Raw genomic sequence first — 16,811 nt, forward strand, 5'->3', positions numbered from 1 at the left:
ATCACCTCTTCCTCAAGCGTGGATTAAGTATCTCGTCAAATGCCCTGCCAACAAGGTAGAAGCCCAGAGATATGAGTGTTATGGCCAGACCTGGAGGCAAGAGCCACCACCATGCGTACATAACTGCGCCCGCCGTTTGAATACTGTAAAGCATCTGTCCCCATGAAATGGCCTTCGGATCTCCCAGACCAAGGAAGCTCAGTGATGCCTCGGATATAATCGCACCTGCCACACCCAGAGTCATGTAGAGGAAAGAGAAGGGCAAAACGTTGGGGAATATATGTGAGAGCATTATTCTTGTGTTGCTCGCTCCAGCCACCTTGGCGGCATCTATAAATGGTCTTGACTTGAGGGACAGGGTCTGAGCACGTATAACCCTGGCCACACCGGACCAGCCGAGGGCGGAGATCACCAGGATTATGTTCCATATACTGGGCCCAAGAATTGATGTGAGGATGAGCAATATGGGCAGCACAGGCAATGTGAGCATTATGTCCACGAATCTCATGAGCAGGGTGTCTATCAACCCGCCCTTGTATCCGGAATAGACACCGTAGAGCGTACCAATCATCACTGAGAAGAATGCGGATAGGATACCAACTATGAATGCAACCCTAGAACCATAGACAAGCCAGGTCCATATGTCGTGACCCTTATCGTCTGTACCCAGGATGTACCAGTTTCCGCTGGGATAATGACCAGGGGGCAGAGGCAGAACGCTCTCTCCCTTCAAAATGACCAGTCCTACGGTCTTGGTATCATTACAATAGTAAATTCCGTATATATCAAGGGCAGCAGCAGAGGGTGAGTACTTGGACCCAGATAGCGTGCCCAGATAGGTATAGTAGGTCAGCTTGCTTCCCGGAGGATAGGGGAACACCGATATCTTTCCAGTCTGATTGTTGTAGTACGTAAACTTACCAACACTCAGATATCCTGCCCTTTCATACTGATTGAGATCCAGAAGGTAGAGATCATTATTGCTCGTCAGAAGGAACAGTTCGGAGTTCTCAGGAACATAGTCTATCCTCACTATGGCAGAATCAAGGGGTATGACCCCATTCTTTGTATGGTTGAATGGATACATGTAGAAGGAATTATCCGAAACACCCTTCTTGAACCTGTAAAGGTAACCAGTATGCTCGCTCTTCACATAGGTGGATGCGTACACCGTAAAATTACCACCCGCATAACTCACAAAGGGTGCAGCCGTGGCAACACCCCTTTCAAGATCCATGGTCCAGGCGTTTTCAATTGCAACATGCCCGGCAGAATCACCAAGAGGATTCATAACGTAAATCTTTGGAACACCATTTTCCTGAGTGGGCAGGAATATGTAATTCTTACCAAGATCCGGACTACCCGCATAGAATGATGCAGGTGCCGTTAGGGCAAAATTGAACTCCGTAGTAACGATCTTTGGCATTGGCATGATGGGCAGCCTACCAGGAGTTAGGAATGGCATGGGGAAGGTGTGGGTATCAAAACCCTTGTAAACCAGGGTCTTCGTCTGAAGAGGTACAACGAAGACGTTCTGATCCTTCCCCGGATTTGCATTGTAGAGCTGGTCATTGAAGAACAGCAAAGGCTTAAAGGTTATGTTCTCAGTGTAAGTGGCGTTGAACACCTCCTTAAAGGATTGCTGTGCAGATGGCATGTAGGAGTCGTTGGAGTAGGTGTAATAGTACCAGTAAAGATCAACATTGTGGGCATTTCCCACCGCTATAAACCTCGATGGCACAACCACGGGGGACTTGGAGTACATAACAGGCACCGTGGTATCTCCCGAAGAGGTTACATCCACAGTGAGCCAGGTGGGCTCATAATTTAGAGTTTTAACAAGCATTCTGTGATAATTGGGATTCTTAAAATTGTACAGATCATAGACAACCAGATGGTGCTGGGTGATGAACACCAGCTCTCCGTCCCAGTTTGGATCCTGACCGGTACCGCTGTAATGGTACTGAAGATCAGAGGTAGAGGGTGAGAGGAAGGCCATGTCCTGCACAGTCTCCGTTGCAGCGAGCCCAGGTATATTGCTCAAGGACAATGTGAATTTCAAGGGAGTTGTCTCCCATGGTGTTTTTTCGGGCTCTCCAACCCTCTTTGGATTCTGGACAAACACACCTTGAATCGTCCTTCCGTGGTTTATTATTATCCAATCTCCTGCTTCAGGAGATGCGGTATTCAACTGGGTGTAACCCACAACCAGACCGTTTATCTGATCTGTTGTGTTGAACGCGTAAAGGTATGTTCTGAGAGCATCTTCAGTTGGTGCCTCAAACTGGGGGGTGTATGGAGTGAGAACAGGGGCGAATATGGCCATTATGGCAAATATGAGGATTAAGGATAATCCCACTATACCGTATTTGCTCTGACTGTAGAGTTTCCATCCCTGCTTCAAACTCCTTTTCATGTGCCTTCGCATTTCATCCCATTTTGAAACTTCTACCATCCATCACACCTCCTTATTGAAGCCTCACCCTCGGATCCAGTATGCCGTAGAGTATATCGGCGAGAATGTTTCCCAATATGACCAGCAGAGATATTATGTACAGCGTTGCGCCTGCAAGGAAGAAGTCCTGTCTCATTAACGCCTGAAGATAGGTGTAACCCACACCGTAATAGGAGAAGATCTGCTCCAGTATAACGGCACCGCCTATTGAATAGGCAAGAGATAGCACGAAGGATGTAACTATGGGCAACTCTGCATTCCTCCTGGCGTGCTTATTTCTGACAACCTTCTCCGGCAGACCCTTGGCCTTGGCTGTAAGGATGTAATCCTCTCCCATCGTTTCAAGCATTGAGGTTCTCTGCAGCAGAATAACTCCCGCAATGCCCAGAAGCACTATAACAGTGAGGGGCAGAATAAGATGCCATCCATAATCAACCACCACGTAAAACGGGTTTCCAGGGCAAATGCCTAGGACAGCGCAGGTAGAGCCGGGGCCCGTATCGCCCTGACTTGCAAACTTGCCAATCGGGGTCCAGCCCAGTGTGTAGGAGAATATCCACAGGAATATCAAGCCCAACCAGAAGGAGGGCATGTTGTAGAAGAAGAGACTGGCACCCACCACCGCTCCTTCGGCCGCACCACCTCTTCTCCAGGCAATATATGTTCCCAGAGGCACGCCTATGCCGTAGGTTATCAGCGTTCCAAGACCGAACCAGAGAAGTGTTCTGGGCACCCTCTGTGCCAGGATCGTGGAAACATTTTCATTGTATATTATAGATTTTCCAAAGTTAAAGGTGAACATATCCTTGAGGAAAAACACGTACCTTTCATAGAGGGGCTTATCCACCACATACAGGTTGAAAACCTTCAGATTCTGTGGAAGTTGTGCATTTTTACCGGGCACTTCAAATAGCACGTACACATATTTTTTGGGCAGAACACCAACGGTCTGTATCGATCTACCCAGATTGCTCTGATAAGAGTGCCAGTAGTACTTGTACTCTGCAGGAACTCTTTCAGTGGAGGACGTCTTCAAATAAACCTGGTTAAGGTGTATCTGTGTTGGAGAACTAACAACATAAATCCCCGTATCCTTTAACTCCATATTCAGGGTAAATGACACAGCCCTGGGATGCCGGTTATACACCAGCATTGTGTAATAATAGGTGTTGTTTGGATCAGAATTTGGAATTTCCGAGTTCGGAACCAATTTAAAATTTTGAGCTGTAAGGGTGTCAATGTACTTATCTGCAAGTCCAAAGGATACAGCCATATTGGCAACATCCGACGCTTTTAGATTCGGATTTGCATAGAACGGATCAGTCGGGTCGCCAGGCATGGCCTCAAAGAGAGCCCATATGAGACTGGTCACCACGAATACTGTAATCGCTGCTTGAATCAATCTTTTCACCAAGTAAGGACCTAAACCTGCCATTATCGACCACCTACCAGTGGCGGTACAATGTTAATCTTACATTTAAACTTTACTCACTTCTTGGAGGGAAATTTTTTATATTACCTCGCGATAGCGGGCTTAGGTGATAGAATGGAGGAAATCCTCTGCAACATAGAGTTTTTGGAGGAAAACGGCGTTTTTATAGCAAAACTACAGAGTCCTCTGGGAGGACTGAGGGAGTACAGGGGAGTATCCTTTGAAGAAGTCCTTGATCAGGTAATGATAGAACTCCAGCAGGAATTTGAGGGTGTGCTCTGATGTTTTCCCAGGAGGATAGGAAGAAGTTCATAAGATCTTTGGAGGAGTACGATTCAGAGTGGATATGGATAGACGTTGTTACCACAATGGGCCCCACAAAATTTGAAAGATACTTCAGGGAGATATTCAAGGGAGATTTTCTGCACCACTGGTCACCCACATATCCGGAGGGGTATCTGGAAATAAGGAACGAGAGGAATATCGTGGTGCACTGGATACTTGGAGAGAAAAATGAAATCATAGCAATATCTCCCCTAGACAATGTGGATTTCGACAAGATTGACGATACCCTCTCAGCCACAATAATACAAAATAGTGTGATAAGGATTTTTTCAGAGAAGTATTGAAAAGGTTTAGAATTTCAAGGTGTATTCTACCCTGTTCTCCTCAAGGGCTTTCTTTACCTCCCTTATACCTCCGTGCTTCTCAAAAAGTGCCTTCACCATTCCATCTATGAATGGATAGTAACTCTTCTTGATCTTCGATATCAGAAGCCAGTAGGACTTGGAAGTTATGGTTTTAAAACCAACATGAAATATGGGCAAATACTTCCTTATGGCTAGAACCATTGTTTGCATGGTCTTCTTTGGAGGATACCTGCCTAGTAGGCCCTTGAAACTGACATTCATATGCTCTCCAAAGTACTTCCCCATATCCTCAACTTCATTCTCTTCAAGAATCTCAACCGCTGCATCCAAAATTCTCGCAAGATAGAATCCAGGATAGTTTTCCCCCGCCTTGATATCGGATTCTTTCATAAAAATTACCCTATCTTTATTGACCCTATCCCTCAAAGCGTTTAGACCTTCAATCCCCTTCTTCTTGGAAATGTACTCCAGCACCATTTTTATGGACGTTCCCTGCACCATTTAAACCACCAAATATATTTTTGGATTAATGAACTTGGAAGTATTTAAATTTTACTTCCCCCTGCAGAAATCTACTTATCAAATGATTTCATATATGGAATCATGGTTAAAAATGTTGAGGAGATTTTGAAGGAGAGCGAGAAGATCATGCCCTCGGAGGACATGGTCATAGAGGTCATGAGAGATATCATGAAGGATCAGGTTAAGGAGTACATAAAAGAGAGAATGGATGAGAATCCAAAGGTAAAAGAGGAAATACATGAGGCAATGATGATGTACCTGAATGCAAAAATAAAGGAACTGGAGGCAACTGCACTTTTGACAAAGGCGCTTGGAGAACTAGGGGTGGTATCATTACCTCCAGAAATGAAAAGGGAGTTTGTGGCCAACCTATACAGGATGTTCCAAAAAGAAATAGATGAGATTTTGGAAAAAACGCTCTAATCCAGAACCTTCACCCTTCCATCCACTATTTCTATGTTCACTATGGTTTTTATTTTATACCCTATTTTCCTCTCCAATGTTTCCAGATCCTTGTTCTTGTTGACCACGACCACTATATCACTTATCTCAGCACCAATTCTCCTTATCCCGCTAACAACGGCAGTTATCGTACCCCCAGTACTGAGAACATCATCCACAAGGAGTACCCTATCCTCAGAGGTTATGGAATTTATGTACAATTTTCCCCTGGAATAGCCAGTATGCTGCTCCACCTCAACCTCTCCCGGCAGGCCGTAGGGGCGCTTTCTTATGACGGTCATTGGCTTTGTGAGCTCCATACTCAGGGCCACGCCTATGGGCAGCCCCATTGCCTCCACAGCCACTATTTTATCAAAATTATCAATGTCTATAACCTTTATTATCTCATTCACAGCATCCTTGAGGACTGCAGGATCTATCTCAGGAATTCCATCTGTCAGTGGATGAATGAAATATGGATAATTTCCCTTCATTATGACGGGGGCATTTCTCAAAGATTCCTTTAGGAGTTTCATTTTACCAACTCCCAGTATCCACCGTTTCTCTCAACAACTCCTCTCTTTTTCAAATCCCTGAGCACTTCCCGAATAACGCTCTTCTTCACGTTAATTTGAAACTGCTCCTTCAGGGCTTCTTTCACACCATCAACACTCTTTGGCTCATACAGGGTCTTGGGAATAAGGTTTCTCATATCCTCATAAACGTTCCATGGGAAGATGAACCACGTCCACCTGTCCTCTGGCACCTCCTCAGAGTAGTAATCAGGAACGTACTTTGAATGGGTTATATGCAAGAGCGTCGCACTTCTTATTTCCCCCGGATTGTGGGTCGCAATATGATCCACCGCGAGTTTCAAACTCTGCCCGGTGTCTGTTATATCGTCCACCACGAGTACCTTCTTGCCCTCAATACTTATCTGCAAGCCCTGGGCAAGTCGGGCCTTGCCATCGGGGGTGGCGGTCAATCCCCAATGCTCGGTTTTCACAGCGTAGAGTTCCTTTATGTTAAGATAATCTGCAATTAACCTTGCAGGCACAAGGCCACCACGGGCAAGTCCTATCACAATTTCTGGGGTATAACCGCTCTTTAGAACCCTTTTAACTATGTCCTTTGACCATCTCTCAATGTCCTTCCAAGAAACCAGCTGGCACCTAAATTTCTCAACCATCAGTTTCACCTGCCTTGTAATCGCCTTGAATATTATAAAAATTACGCTTCAATCAAAATTAAAAATTTAAATAGGCTCAGATATATGCCAGAAAAGATGAAAAGCCTAGATCTCGCAAGGAGGTTCTACGCCAGCGAGATGAAAGATTCCCAGATCTATGAATATCTCAGCAGAATTGAAAAGAGGGCGGATATAAGAAAAAAACTTCACGGGCTATCAAACATAGAAAAAAGGCATGCGGAGTTCTGGAAAAAATTCGTAGAGTGCAGGGGAGGGAAGGTGCCGAGGATTAAAATAGGTGCCTGGAAAAGAGCTACGATGAGAATAGCAAGGTATCTGCTCGGCTCAGTATACCTCGTATCCCTCTTTGAGGCAACCGAATCTGCAACCATTACAACATATTACGATTTTTACAAAAATGAAAAATTGAGCGATGAAGAGCGCAGAGAACTTGGAAACATCATTCTTGATGAGATAGAGCACGAAAAAATATTTGACAAGGAGAAAAAAGTTCTGCATGCGGAGAACATAAGGGACCTCGTTCTGGGAATGAACGACGGACTGGTGGAACTTTTAGGTGCCGTAACAGGATTATCTGCCGTTTATGTAAACAACCCCTTTCTCGTTGGATTGAGTGGCCTGATAGTCGGAGTGGCCGGTGCTCTATCCATGGCCATTGGTACATACGTATCGGTGCGTTCCCAGAGGCAGGTAAATGAGGGGATAAGGAAACGACTGAGCATAGTTTTTGCCCTCTCAAAGGACCGCGCAAGGGAGGAGATAAGGGAGAGACTTGAGGATATGGGGCTCTCAGGAAGCGTATCTGATGAGGCAGCAGATTACATCGTAGAGAACGGAAACCCCGAAAACATCATACCTGAGGAGGATTCCAACGAGAGAAGGGCGGCTCTTTACACGGGATTTGCCTACATAACCGGAGTGTTCTTTCCTGTTGTGCCGTATTTCCTAGCGCCAAACTCTCTCATAGCACTTCCGTTCTCCATAATATTCGCCGCAATTGCATTGGGCATTGTGTCCACAATCATCTCCGTAATGTCAGGAATATCCGTGAAAAAGAAGGTTGCCGAAATGGTGGCACTTGGCCTGGGGGCGGCCGCCCTGTCCTACATGTTCGGCTACGTAATCAATGTATTCTTCGGAGCATCCATTTAGGCAAAAAAGTTTTAAATAGGGAAAAATAATACACACCCGCACGGGGCCGTAGCTTAGCATGGTTGGAGCACCCGGCTGATAAAAGCCCCTTTAAAAAAGCGGCTTTACCCGTAAATGGGGCTTGCAGAGACCGGGAGGTCGCCGGTTCAAATCCGGTCGGCCCCATTTCCAGTTTTCCAAAATATTTATCTCAAATAAGGAAATTAGCAAATCATGCGCGCGCTAATAATCGGGAGATTTCAGCCCTTTCATCTGGGACATCTTGAGGTTATAAAATACATAATCACAAAGTACACGGATGTTATTGTGGGCATAGGCAGTGCCCAGTACTCTCACACCCTCGAAAATCCCTTCACCGCTGGAGAGAGACACCTTATGATCTCCAGAAGCCTAGAGTCTGAAGGAATACACAACTACTACCTTGTTCCCATTGAGGATCTCCATCGCAACTCCATATGGGTGGCCCACGTAGAGAGTATCGCTCCCCCCTTTGATGTGGTATTTGCAAACAACCCGCTTATAAAGAGATTATTTGAAGAGAGAGGATACAAGATAGAGGCCCCTCCTTTTTACGACAGAAAAAGATACTCCGCCAGGGAGATCAGAAGGAGAATAATCCACGGAGAGCCTTGGGAGCACCTCGTACCAAAATCGGTGGCAGAAACAATAAAGGAAATAGACGGAGTTGGGAGATTGCGCGAACTGGCAAAGAGTGATGAGGAATGAATGCAGCAAACCTTGGTAAAGTATTGAAAGAAAGAGGACTCAAACTTGCAACCTCAGAATCCTGCACGGGAGGACTACTTGCCAGCAAGATCACTGATGTACCCGGATCTTCAAATTACTTCGTGGGTGGAGTTGTGGCCTACAGCAATGAGGTGAAAATCAAAATTCTGAAGGTGAAAAAAGAGACCATAGAAAAATACGGGGCCGTGAGCAAAGAGTGTGCTGAGGAAATGGTGAAAGGCGTAACGGAAATATTTGGAGCGGATGTGGGCATATCCACCACCGGTATTGCAGGACCCTCGGGAGGTACAGAGGAAAAACCTGTGGGGCTTGTGCACATGGGCTTTAAGATAGGAGATGAGGTGTGGGTTGAAAGGTTCATCTTCAAGGGGGACAGGATTGAGATAAAAACACAGATCGCAGAAAAGGCCATTGAAATTCTGGCAGATAAAATTGAATCCTCGAAATGATTTAATATAAATTAACCCTTAATCTCCCATATGCTTGAAACTAGCGTGGGAGCACTGAGATTTAAAAATCCATTGATCCTCGCATCTGGAATACTTGATGAAAGCGGAGAAACTATGCTGCGTATTGCAAAAATTGGAGCGGGAGGTATTGTGACAAAATCGGTGGGAAGAGAGCCAAGAAAGGGATATGTTAATCCCGTGGTTTACGAACTTCCATACGGACTCCTGAACGCCATGGGCCTTCCAAACCCCGGCATAGAAAATTTCAGAGATGAGATTGCCAGGGCAAAGAAGGGTGGCGTGCCCATCATTGGAAGTGTATTTGGGGCCACCGTTGAAGATTTTGTTTACCTTGGAAGGAAGATGCAGGAATACGGTGCTGATGCTCTGGAACTGAATTTATCCTGTCCCCATGCAAAGGGGTACGGTATGGAGGTTGGCACTGATCTGGAACTCGTAGGCGAAATAATAGTAGAACTGAAAAAAAATCTTAAAATTCCCGTGTGGGTAAAATTGACCCCCAACACAGAATCCATAGTGAAAATAGCAAAGGCTGCAGAGGATGCCGATGCCCTGGTGCTCATAAACACCGTAAAGGCAATGGCCATTGATGTTGATGCAAGGATGCCCGTACTCAAAAATATATTTGGCGGTTTATCCGGGCCTGCAATAAAGCCAATAGGAGTGCGTGCAGTTTACGAGGTGGCGGCAGAGGTTGAAAGGCCCATTGTGGGTGTGGGAGGCATAACCACAGGTAGAGACGCTCTGGAATACATAATGGCCGGAGCCTCCGCCGTGGAAATAGGCACCGCCATATACTACAGGGGGATTGAAGTTTTCAAGAGTGTGGCACGGGAAATTGAGGACTGGATGAGAAAAAATGGATATGAGAGGATCGAAGAACTTGTTGGCTTGGCCCAGGTGAGGTAGATGTACAGGGTGGCAAAAATTGAAAATATAGTGGATGAAACGCCAACCATAAAAACATTCTTTCTGAGGAATGATTCAGATCCAAAACCAGGGCAATTCTACATGCTATGGCTTCCAGGAGTGGACGAGTTTCCCATGAGCATATCCTACACTGGCAAAATAAAGGGATTCACCGTGAAGAGAGTTGGTGCAGGGACCACTGCAATGCACTCTTTAAAAGAAGGGGATAAACTCTGGCTCAGAGGCCCCTACGGACATGGGTTTGAAATTGAAGGAGGTAGAGCACTTGTGGTTGGTGGCGGCTCGGGAATGGCAACACTGGCCCCTCTCATTGAAGAACTTGAAAATCCGGATGTGGTCATAGCTGCGAGAACAAAAAATGAGTTGCTCTTCGTTGATAGGTTCAAAAAGGCGAATGTGCACCTGGCCACAGATGATGGCAGTGCGGGCTACCGGGGATTTGCCACGGAACTGGCGGAAAAACTGCTGCAGAAGGAAGATTACGATATCATCTACACATGCGGCCCGGAGCAGATGATGGTCGGAATGATCGAACTGGCAAAAAAATACAGGGTGGATATTCAGGCCTCCCTGGAAAGACTTATGAAATGTGGGATAGGCATATGCGATTCCTGCAGCGTGAACGGATACAGGGTATGTGTTGATGGTCCCGTATTCTCAAGGGATATTTTGCTTTCTATGTCCGATCTCGGAAAGTACAAAAGGGATGAATCTGGAAGAAGGGTTCCACTATGATCGTCGTGAAAAATCTGCACAAGTGGTACGGTAAGAAGCATGTGCTTAAGGGCTTGAACTTGAACATTAAAGATGGAGAGATCTTCGGACTCTTAGGACCGAATGGGGCTGGCAAAACAACCCTTATAAGGATCCTCACAGGGCAGACAAAGGGAAAGGGGTACGTGAGAGTTGCAAACGTAGATCCCATAAAAGACCCCATAAGGGTAAGGGAGATCTCAGGCATTGTTCCGGAAAATGAGAGTGTACCAAATTATCTAACCGTGGAAGAGTACCTATACTTCATCTCAAATCTCAGAAATATGGAGAGATCGGTGGTGAATTCAACCCTTAAAAAATTCGAACTGGAAAGCTACAGGAAGGTTGTATGCAGGGATCTTTCAAAGGGAACAAAGCAGAGACTGATGATAGCAGCGGCCTTCATGCATAGACCGAAGATACTATTCCTGGACGAGCCATTCATCAACCTAGACCCCATATATCAGAGAAAGATTAGGGAACTCATCGTGGATTATTCAAAGAAGGGAAACACCGTGTTTATGGCCACCCACATAATCGAGGTTGCAGAGAAGATGTGCGATAGGATAGGCATAATAAAGGATGGAAAGATAATCAAGATTCTTGAAAGAGGAGAGGATGTTGAGGATATCTTCCTGAGGGAATTTGAAAATGCTCCGATTCTATCTAATTGAAGAGTATCGCAGGCACGCCTCAATAGCGAAAAAATACTCACTGCTTGTATTTCCAATCTACATAGTATTTTTTGTCGCAATTGGTGCTTCATTTATGGGCGATGTTTTCGCCATATTTCCCTACCGGAGATTCATACTCCTAACCATGCTGAGCACGTTCATCTACGGGTTAGGTGTTAGTTCCTTTGAATTTCTGGGCAGGGGGCAGGAAAAAGCATCCCTGAGCAGCGTGTGCGCCCACCTACCCCTCTCACCCAGGAAAAACTACCTTTATATTTTTTTGAGGGATATAATCTACTACACGGTGCTATTTCTTCTACCCACGTATGTTGGGCTCCTCATCTCAACCCCCTTCTCAAAACTTGGGATAGCAAGGATAACCATATTCACAATATCCACCCTGCTCTCAATGCTTCTCGGATATTCCACGGGATACCTCACATTTGCAATCTGGCACAGAAGCAGAAAAATCTATTACGGCGCAATGGGTTTCATACTTGCATACATCATTCTCGCCATGCTTCAAATAATTCCCTTCCCTCCCGCAATATTTCAGATCACAAAGCAGGTTTACGGGCTTTTTGCGTCCATGATCATCTTCCTCATACTGGGCACAATGGCCTATGCCCTCACACCCACGGAAATTAAGGATACGAGAAGAACTAAGACCCTAGCCCTTCAGAGATTTCACAGGGTATTCAAAAACATTCTGGTAGCCAAGGAAATTGAGGATGTGATCCGTGGAGGCATTGTGGTTAAATCCCTGTTCACATACTTTTTCCCAATGCTTCTTCTACTCATTTTCGTGAGGATAATAAATATGAGCATGGGCAGGGAAGTTTACAATCCCATGAGCATGTCCGTAATGCTCTCAATATTCTCGGCTGTTATCTACAGCTGGCTCACCATACTGGAAGATTTTGAATACTACGCCACTCTTCCAATTAGAGCATCGGCCATCGTTAAAACTCACATAAAGGTGTACCTGCTTCTAATCACGCTCATATCCATCCCGATCATAATTGCGTTTAACATAAATTCCATGGCCCTCCTACCCTGGAGCCTTGGACTGTTCTACCTAAACAGCCTCTATCTTCTATCCATAACAGCGTACATTGCCGGCCCAAAGATTACGAGTTTGCTGTTCAACCCGGGCATAGTCATAAGATTCAGTGCGTACAGCATAGTACCGGGAATGATTCTGGTAATTGCAACCTTTGAAAAAACCCTTTACTCAACAATCGCTGTTTTCATAACCGCCGGGGTAATGGTGGCAATAACAATAATAAACTTCAAAAGAATTGAAAAAAGGTGGATTTATTTTTAGAGTTTTTCCTTTTCGCTCAATTTGTTGAATACAAAGTAAAGGACAAACACTGAGATTATGAGAACAGTTATTACTATGTACCCTCCGTACTCTGTCCAGAAATCCTTTTCATTTGCCCCGGGATGACTATCTGCAAATCCGGGGAATGTACCCTTCTCCAATTCCACAATATTTGAGTAGCCATCATGATCAGAATCCATGTTCGCAGTTTTGTTCATGGCCATATTCACAACCTCAAAGATGTTATTTTTGAACTCCTCGTAGGTGGCTGTTTCCATTGCCTTCACAAAATCAAGTCCATAGGGGTTCAACCCCTTCAGAGATTTGTCAAAAAATATGTACTTGGACCTATCGGGATGCTGTTCCCAATTATATCCGTTTATTCTACCCTCAAGATAGGGAAGGATGGATGTGCTCCACATCTTTCCAGTGATATCGGCAACTTTGCCGTCGGAGAATATGATAGTTATCGTAGGAAACGGAGTTTTTTCGTTTCCCGTCTTGGCAGGACCCGCTCCAAGGGCAGCACCCATTGAAGCAAGCAGCAAGAACAACACTGCAATTGATATCAACTTCCTCATATGAAGGGTGAAAAGGTGCTCACTATTTAAAATTTTTCGGAATTGCACAAAAATATCCAATAAGGTTTATAAACTTCCCCCATATCTCCCTTTCGGTGAGCCGAAATGAAGATATGTGTTGCATCAGAATCAAGAGGCGGGCTCGAAGATGTGGTGAGCATGCAGTTCGGAAGATGCCCCACCTTCACGGTGGTTGAGGTTGAGGGGAATGAAATAAAGAACGTTTATGCCATTCCAAACCCAGGGGCGTCTGCGGCAAGTGGAGCGGGAATGCTTGCAGGTCAAACTGTGGTCAATGAGGGGTGCAAGGTCATAATAGCAGGTGCCATAGGACCAAACTCTGCCCAAGTGCTGTCCATGGGCGGTGTGGATATGCGCACATCAAATCCAATACCCATAGGAGAGGCAATAAAACTCTACCTTTCAGGGCAGTTACCTCCGGCCCAGGTAATGGGCGGACCTGGGATGGGCCCGGGAGGTGGAATGGGTCGAGGCCGTGGTATGGGTCGTGGTCGCGGCATGGGCAGAGGAAGAGGAATGGGAGGAGGATACGGTAGAGGCGGCTGGTGAGAGGTATGAAACTCACCGTCACAGGCGGTAAGGGAGGCACGGGCAAGAGCACCGTGGCCACCAACCTGGCCCTTCTGCTCTCCAGAAGACACCATGTGGTCTTTGTGGATGCCGATGTGGAGTGTCCCAACGATTACATACTCCTATCCGCAAAACTTGAGAACGAGGAGAAGGTACATCTTTTCAAGCCAAAATTTGACTACTCAAAATGCACAAAATGCGGAATATGCGTGGAAAACTGCGCAGAGAATGCGCTATTGCAGTTCAAGGAAGGGTATCCATTTCTCATGCCTTCCCTTTGCTCCGGATGCCGCACATGCCAGTTGATGTGCCCGGAGGAGGGTGCAATTCTTGATGATGAGCGCCTCGTTGGCTACACATACCACACGAAAATAGGAGAGAGTCTTGAGCTCCTGACGGGTATGCTGGAGGAGGGAGAGGAGAGATCCTATCCAACGGTGCTCGCCGTGCGCCAGAGGGCAATGAACATTCCCGCGGACATTTACATATTCGACACAATGCCGGGCACTGGGAACCACGTGGCTGCGGCGATTGAGGATTCTGATATCGTTATAACTGTCACGGAACCAACCCCCCTGGGCAAGCACGATCTGGAAATGATTCTCAAACTTCTCAAAAAATTGGAATTGAAGGCGTGGGTCGTTGTGAATCGCAGCGATATGGGAGATGTGAGCCATGATGATTTGCTCAAAAAGTACGATGCGGAGATAATAGCCGAGATACCCATGCTGGAGGAGATCGTAAAGAGTTACGTTTCAGGGGTGCCCGTGGTGGAAAAGTACCCCCAAAGCGAGGCTGCCAGGATCTTTGAAAATATCGCGAAACGTGTTGAGGAGGTGCTCTGAATGGAAATCGTGATAGCAAGTGGAAAGGGGGGCGTGGGAAAGAGCACCCTAACGGGATCGCTGATCTCGTTGCTCAGCAGGGATTTCAGAATAGCATCTGTGGATGCAGATGCCGAGGCCCCCAATCTCAACATCGTGCTTCATGTGGACAAATGGGATGAGGAAAGGGAGGTCATATCTGCCAAGACAGCTAGGATAACGGATAAGTGCATAAACTGCGGCCTCTGCGACAACGTATGCATATACGAGGCCATATACGTTCAGGATGGAATGCACAGGATAAAGGAGTACCTGTGCGAGGGATGCGCTGCGTGCAAAGCCGTGTGCCCGGTGGAGGATGCCATAATAATAAGTGATGCCGTCTCGGGGTGGATCAGGACTGCAAACACGCCCTACGGCCCTCTAGTATCCGCGGAACTTGATGTGGGCAAGCCCAACAGCGGAAAACTCGTCACGGAGGAGAAGAACATTGCCAAGGAGTGGGTCAAGGAGGGAAGGGCAGAGCATATAATCGTGGATTCAGCCGCCGGAATAGGCTGCCAGGTCATAGCGTCCCTGAGCGGGGCCAACAAGGCGATACTCATAGCCGAGCCCACCCCATCAAGTTTGAGCGATTTGAAGCGCGTTTTCTGGCTGACCCAGCACTTCCGCATAGAGTCCTACCTTGTTATCAACAAGGACGGTATAAATCCCGGGTTCAATGGACTTGAGAAATTTGCTGAGGAAAATAACGTGCCAATCCTGGGACGCATACCCTACGATTCAAGCATCCCGAAATCCTTAAGCGCCATGAAACCTCTTGTTGAGTTCATGCCAGACTCACCCGCAAGTAAGGAGATAATGCGCATCGCCGAAAAGGTTAGGGGGTGGCTCAATGATTGAAAAGGATATAATCGTGTACCTCCTAAAGGAGTGCGGCGGACTGCATCCCTTTCACCTGAGTCGCATAATCGCGCTTCTGGACATAGAGTACCTTAAGGAAAGGGGTAAAAAATTGACCACCCTGGATTACCAGAAGAGCCAATATGGCATATACAGCGAAAAGTTGCCAAAACTCATAGAGGAACTTCCCGTGGAGAAGGTGAAGGCACAGCCATACGGGTACCTCGTGCTGAAGGAGGATGTGCCAATAAACATTCCAGATGACGTGCGGGAGAAAATAGAGAAGGTCCTGGACGAGGTCTGCGATTTGAGCGATTCTGAACTGAACGCCAAGGTTCTGAACTCTCCCTATTACGATAAACTCTAAATTTCCAGAATCATCGCTATGGGCGCGTGGTCCGAGCCGTAAACATCGCTCAATATCCAGGATTTCTTCACATGGGGGGCCAGATCTTTGCTCACCACAAAGTAATCCACACGCCATCCTATGTTGCGGGCGCGGGCGTTGAACCTGTAGGTCCACCAGGTGTAGTGCCCTCCTTCCTTGGTGAACATTCTGAAGGTATCCACGTAACCATCATTTAAAAACTCGTCCATCCACGCGCGCTCCTCGGGGGTGAATCCAGCATTCTTCTCATTCTGCTTTGGATTTGCCAGATCAATCTCTTTGTGGGCAACGTTGAAATCTCCACAGAGCACCACGGGCTTGCTTTTCCGCAGTTCGTTGAGATAGGCGTGGATCTTCCTGTCAAATTCTATCTTGAAATCCAGGCGGGTGAGGCCATGCTGGGAATTTGGAAAATACGCGTTCACAAGGTAGAACTTCTCATACTCTGCAGTGATCACACGACCTTCAGAGTCAAATCTCTCGTCCCCAATTCCAAAACTCACACTTTCAGGCTCGATCTTCGTGAACAGAGCGGTTCCCGCATAGCCCTTCCTCCTTGCAGGATTGAAAAATTTGTGGTATCCCTCATAATAGCGTACCTCCATTGGAATGTCATCTTCCCTGGCCTTTATCTCCTGAAGGGCAAGAATATCGGGGTTGTACTCCTCAAGAAATTTCAGAAAGCCATTGCGCACTGCAGCACGAATTCCATTCACATTCCAGGACATAAGCAGAATTTCCATGGGTGTGGATAATCTTCC

The 16,811-nt window shown here is 46.4% G+C and carries 21 protein-coding genes and 1 tRNA gene; 15 read left to right on the forward strand and 7 right to left on the reverse strand.

All coding sequences use genetic code 11. From position 1 onward, the window contains the following. Position 1: 1 nt before the first annotated feature. Entirely contained in the window at positions 2-2,455 is a 2,454-nt protein-coding gene (locus AC0S1O_RS00395; protein WP_475393792.1) for an ABC transporter permease, read from the reverse strand. Between the two features lie 13 nt (positions 2,456-2,468). Then, complete coding sequence (locus tag AC0S1O_RS00400; protein ID WP_475393793.1) at positions 2,469-3,827, reverse strand: ABC transporter permease; 1,359 nt, start codon at positions 3,825-3,827, stop codon at positions 2,469-2,471. Between the two features lie 174 nt (positions 3,828-4,001). On the opposite strand from AC0S1O_RS00400, the gene AC0S1O_RS00405 reads away from it, so the two are divergent. Both AC0S1O_RS00405 and AC0S1O_RS00410 read left to right on the forward strand, forming a co-directional pair. After that, positions 4,002-4,169: a hypothetical protein gene (locus AC0S1O_RS00405; protein WP_475393794.1), complete on the forward strand. Its 168-nt coding sequence runs from the start codon at positions 4,002-4,004 to the stop codon at positions 4,167-4,169. Then, entirely contained in the window at positions 4,169-4,516 is a 348-nt protein-coding gene (locus AC0S1O_RS00410; RefSeq protein WP_475393795.1) for a hypothetical protein, read from the forward strand. The genes AC0S1O_RS00405 and AC0S1O_RS00410 overlap by 1 nt, the downstream gene beginning before the upstream one ends. Positions 4,517-4,522: 6 nt before the next feature. On the opposite strand, the gene AC0S1O_RS00415 is transcribed toward AC0S1O_RS00410, so the two are convergent. Further along, a complete protein-coding gene (locus AC0S1O_RS00415; RefSeq protein WP_475393796.1) occupies positions 4,523-5,038 on the reverse strand; it encodes a hypothetical protein in 516 nt (171 codons plus the stop codon). Positions 5,039-5,140: 102 nt separating this feature from the next. Between AC0S1O_RS00415 and AC0S1O_RS00420 the strand changes: the two genes are divergently transcribed. Further along, positions 5,141-5,482 carry a hypothetical protein gene (locus tag AC0S1O_RS00420; RefSeq protein WP_475393797.1) on the forward strand — a complete coding sequence of 114 codons (342 nt, stop codon included), beginning with the start codon at positions 5,141-5,143 and terminating at the stop codon, positions 5,480-5,482. On the opposite strand, the gene hpt is transcribed toward AC0S1O_RS00420, so the two are convergent. After that, positions 5,479-6,036 (reverse strand): hypoxanthine/guanine phosphoribosyltransferase, encoded by a 558-nt coding sequence (gene hpt / locus AC0S1O_RS00425; RefSeq protein WP_475393798.1) that lies wholly within the window; start codon positions 6,034-6,036, stop codon positions 5,479-5,481. The genes AC0S1O_RS00420 and hpt overlap by 4 nt on opposite strands. Next, on the reverse strand, positions 6,033-6,689 hold the full coding sequence (locus AC0S1O_RS00430; RefSeq protein WP_475393799.1) for a phosphoribosyltransferase family protein: 657 nt from the start codon (positions 6,687-6,689) through the stop codon (positions 6,033-6,035). Before AC0S1O_RS00430 ends, hpt begins: the two co-directional genes overlap by 4 nt. Before the next feature lie 96 nt (positions 6,690-6,785). Here AC0S1O_RS00430 and AC0S1O_RS00435 point away from each other — a divergent pair, with 96 nt between their 5' ends. The 8 genes from AC0S1O_RS00435 (at position 6,786) to AC0S1O_RS00470 (ending at position 12,763) form a co-directional block, all read left to right on the forward strand. Beyond that, positions 6,786-7,862 (forward strand): VIT1/CCC1 transporter family protein, encoded by a 1,077-nt coding sequence (locus tag AC0S1O_RS00435; RefSeq protein WP_475393800.1) that lies wholly within the window; start codon positions 6,786-6,788, stop codon positions 7,860-7,862. A gap of 42 nt (positions 7,863-7,904) precedes the next feature. Then, positions 7,905-8,027: transfer RNA gene (locus AC0S1O_RS00440), tRNA-Ile, on the forward strand. A 48-nt stretch (positions 8,028-8,075) separates the two neighbouring features. Continuing rightward, the gene (locus tag AC0S1O_RS00445) at positions 8,076-8,588 is read left to right on the forward strand and encodes a nicotinamide-nucleotide adenylyltransferase (RefSeq protein WP_015282757.1); all 513 of its coding nucleotides are present in this window, start codon (positions 8,076-8,078) and stop codon (positions 8,586-8,588) included. Next, positions 8,585-9,058, forward strand: a complete 474-nt coding sequence (locus AC0S1O_RS00450) for a CinA family protein (protein WP_475393801.1) — start codon at positions 8,585-8,587, stop codon at positions 9,056-9,058. The genes AC0S1O_RS00445 and AC0S1O_RS00450 overlap by 4 nt, the downstream gene beginning before the upstream one ends. 30 nt (positions 9,059-9,088) lie before the next feature. Continuing rightward, on the forward strand, positions 9,089-9,988 hold the full coding sequence (locus AC0S1O_RS00455; RefSeq protein WP_475393802.1) for a dihydroorotate dehydrogenase: 900 nt from the start codon (positions 9,089-9,091) through the stop codon (positions 9,986-9,988). Continuing rightward, positions 9,989-10,744, forward strand: a complete 756-nt coding sequence (locus AC0S1O_RS00460; protein ID WP_475393803.1) for a dihydroorotate dehydrogenase electron transfer subunit — start codon at positions 9,989-9,991, stop codon at positions 10,742-10,744. It begins immediately after the preceding gene. Continuing rightward, complete coding sequence (locus AC0S1O_RS00465) at positions 10,741-11,436, forward strand: ABC transporter ATP-binding protein (RefSeq protein ID WP_475393804.1); 696 nt, start codon at positions 10,741-10,743, stop codon at positions 11,434-11,436. Before AC0S1O_RS00460 ends, AC0S1O_RS00465 begins: the two co-directional genes overlap by 4 nt. Next, a complete protein-coding gene (locus tag AC0S1O_RS00470) occupies positions 11,414-12,763 on the forward strand; it encodes a hypothetical protein (RefSeq protein WP_475393805.1) in 1,350 nt (449 codons plus the stop codon). The genes AC0S1O_RS00465 and AC0S1O_RS00470 overlap by 23 nt, the downstream gene beginning before the upstream one ends. Here AC0S1O_RS00470 and AC0S1O_RS00475 read toward each other — a convergent pair. Next, positions 12,760-13,344, reverse strand: coding sequence for a hypothetical protein (locus AC0S1O_RS00475; RefSeq protein ID WP_475393806.1), 585 nt, complete (start codon positions 13,342-13,344; stop codon positions 12,760-12,762). The two genes, AC0S1O_RS00470 and AC0S1O_RS00475, sit on opposite strands and share 4 nt — an antisense overlap. Positions 13,345-13,449: 105 nt before the next feature. Between AC0S1O_RS00475 and AC0S1O_RS00480 the strand changes: the two genes are divergently transcribed. Genes AC0S1O_RS00480 through AC0S1O_RS00495 form a run of 4 tightly spaced genes read left to right on the forward strand, consistent with a single transcriptional unit; the run spans position 13,450 to position 16,029 of the window. Further along, the gene (locus tag AC0S1O_RS00480; protein ID WP_475393807.1) at positions 13,450-13,914 is read left to right on the forward strand and encodes a NifB/NifX family molybdenum-iron cluster-binding protein; all 465 of its coding nucleotides are present in this window, start codon (positions 13,450-13,452) and stop codon (positions 13,912-13,914) included. Between the two features lie 5 nt (positions 13,915-13,919). Next, positions 13,920-14,780 carry a P-loop NTPase gene (locus tag AC0S1O_RS00485; protein ID WP_475394494.1) on the forward strand — a complete coding sequence of 287 codons (861 nt, stop codon included), beginning with the start codon at positions 13,920-13,922 and terminating at the stop codon, positions 14,778-14,780. Beyond that, a complete protein-coding gene (locus AC0S1O_RS00490; RefSeq protein WP_475393808.1) occupies positions 14,781-15,662 on the forward strand; it encodes a nucleotide-binding protein in 882 nt (293 codons plus the stop codon). Beyond that, positions 15,655-16,029, forward strand: a complete 375-nt coding sequence (locus tag AC0S1O_RS00495) for a type II toxin-antitoxin system antitoxin SocA domain-containing protein (RefSeq protein ID WP_475393809.1) — start codon at positions 15,655-15,657, stop codon at positions 16,027-16,029. The genes AC0S1O_RS00490 and AC0S1O_RS00495 overlap by 8 nt, the downstream gene beginning before the upstream one ends. Here the strand turns inward: AC0S1O_RS00495 and AC0S1O_RS00500 are convergent. After that, positions 16,026-16,793, reverse strand: a complete 768-nt coding sequence (locus AC0S1O_RS00500) for an exodeoxyribonuclease III (protein ID WP_475393810.1) — start codon at positions 16,791-16,793, stop codon at positions 16,026-16,028. The two genes, AC0S1O_RS00495 and AC0S1O_RS00500, sit on opposite strands and share 4 nt — an antisense overlap. Between the last annotated feature and the right edge of the window lie 18 nt (positions 16,794-16,811).

The sequence above is a fragment of the Candidatus Aciduliprofundum sp. HYA1 genome (assembly GCF_056175085.1).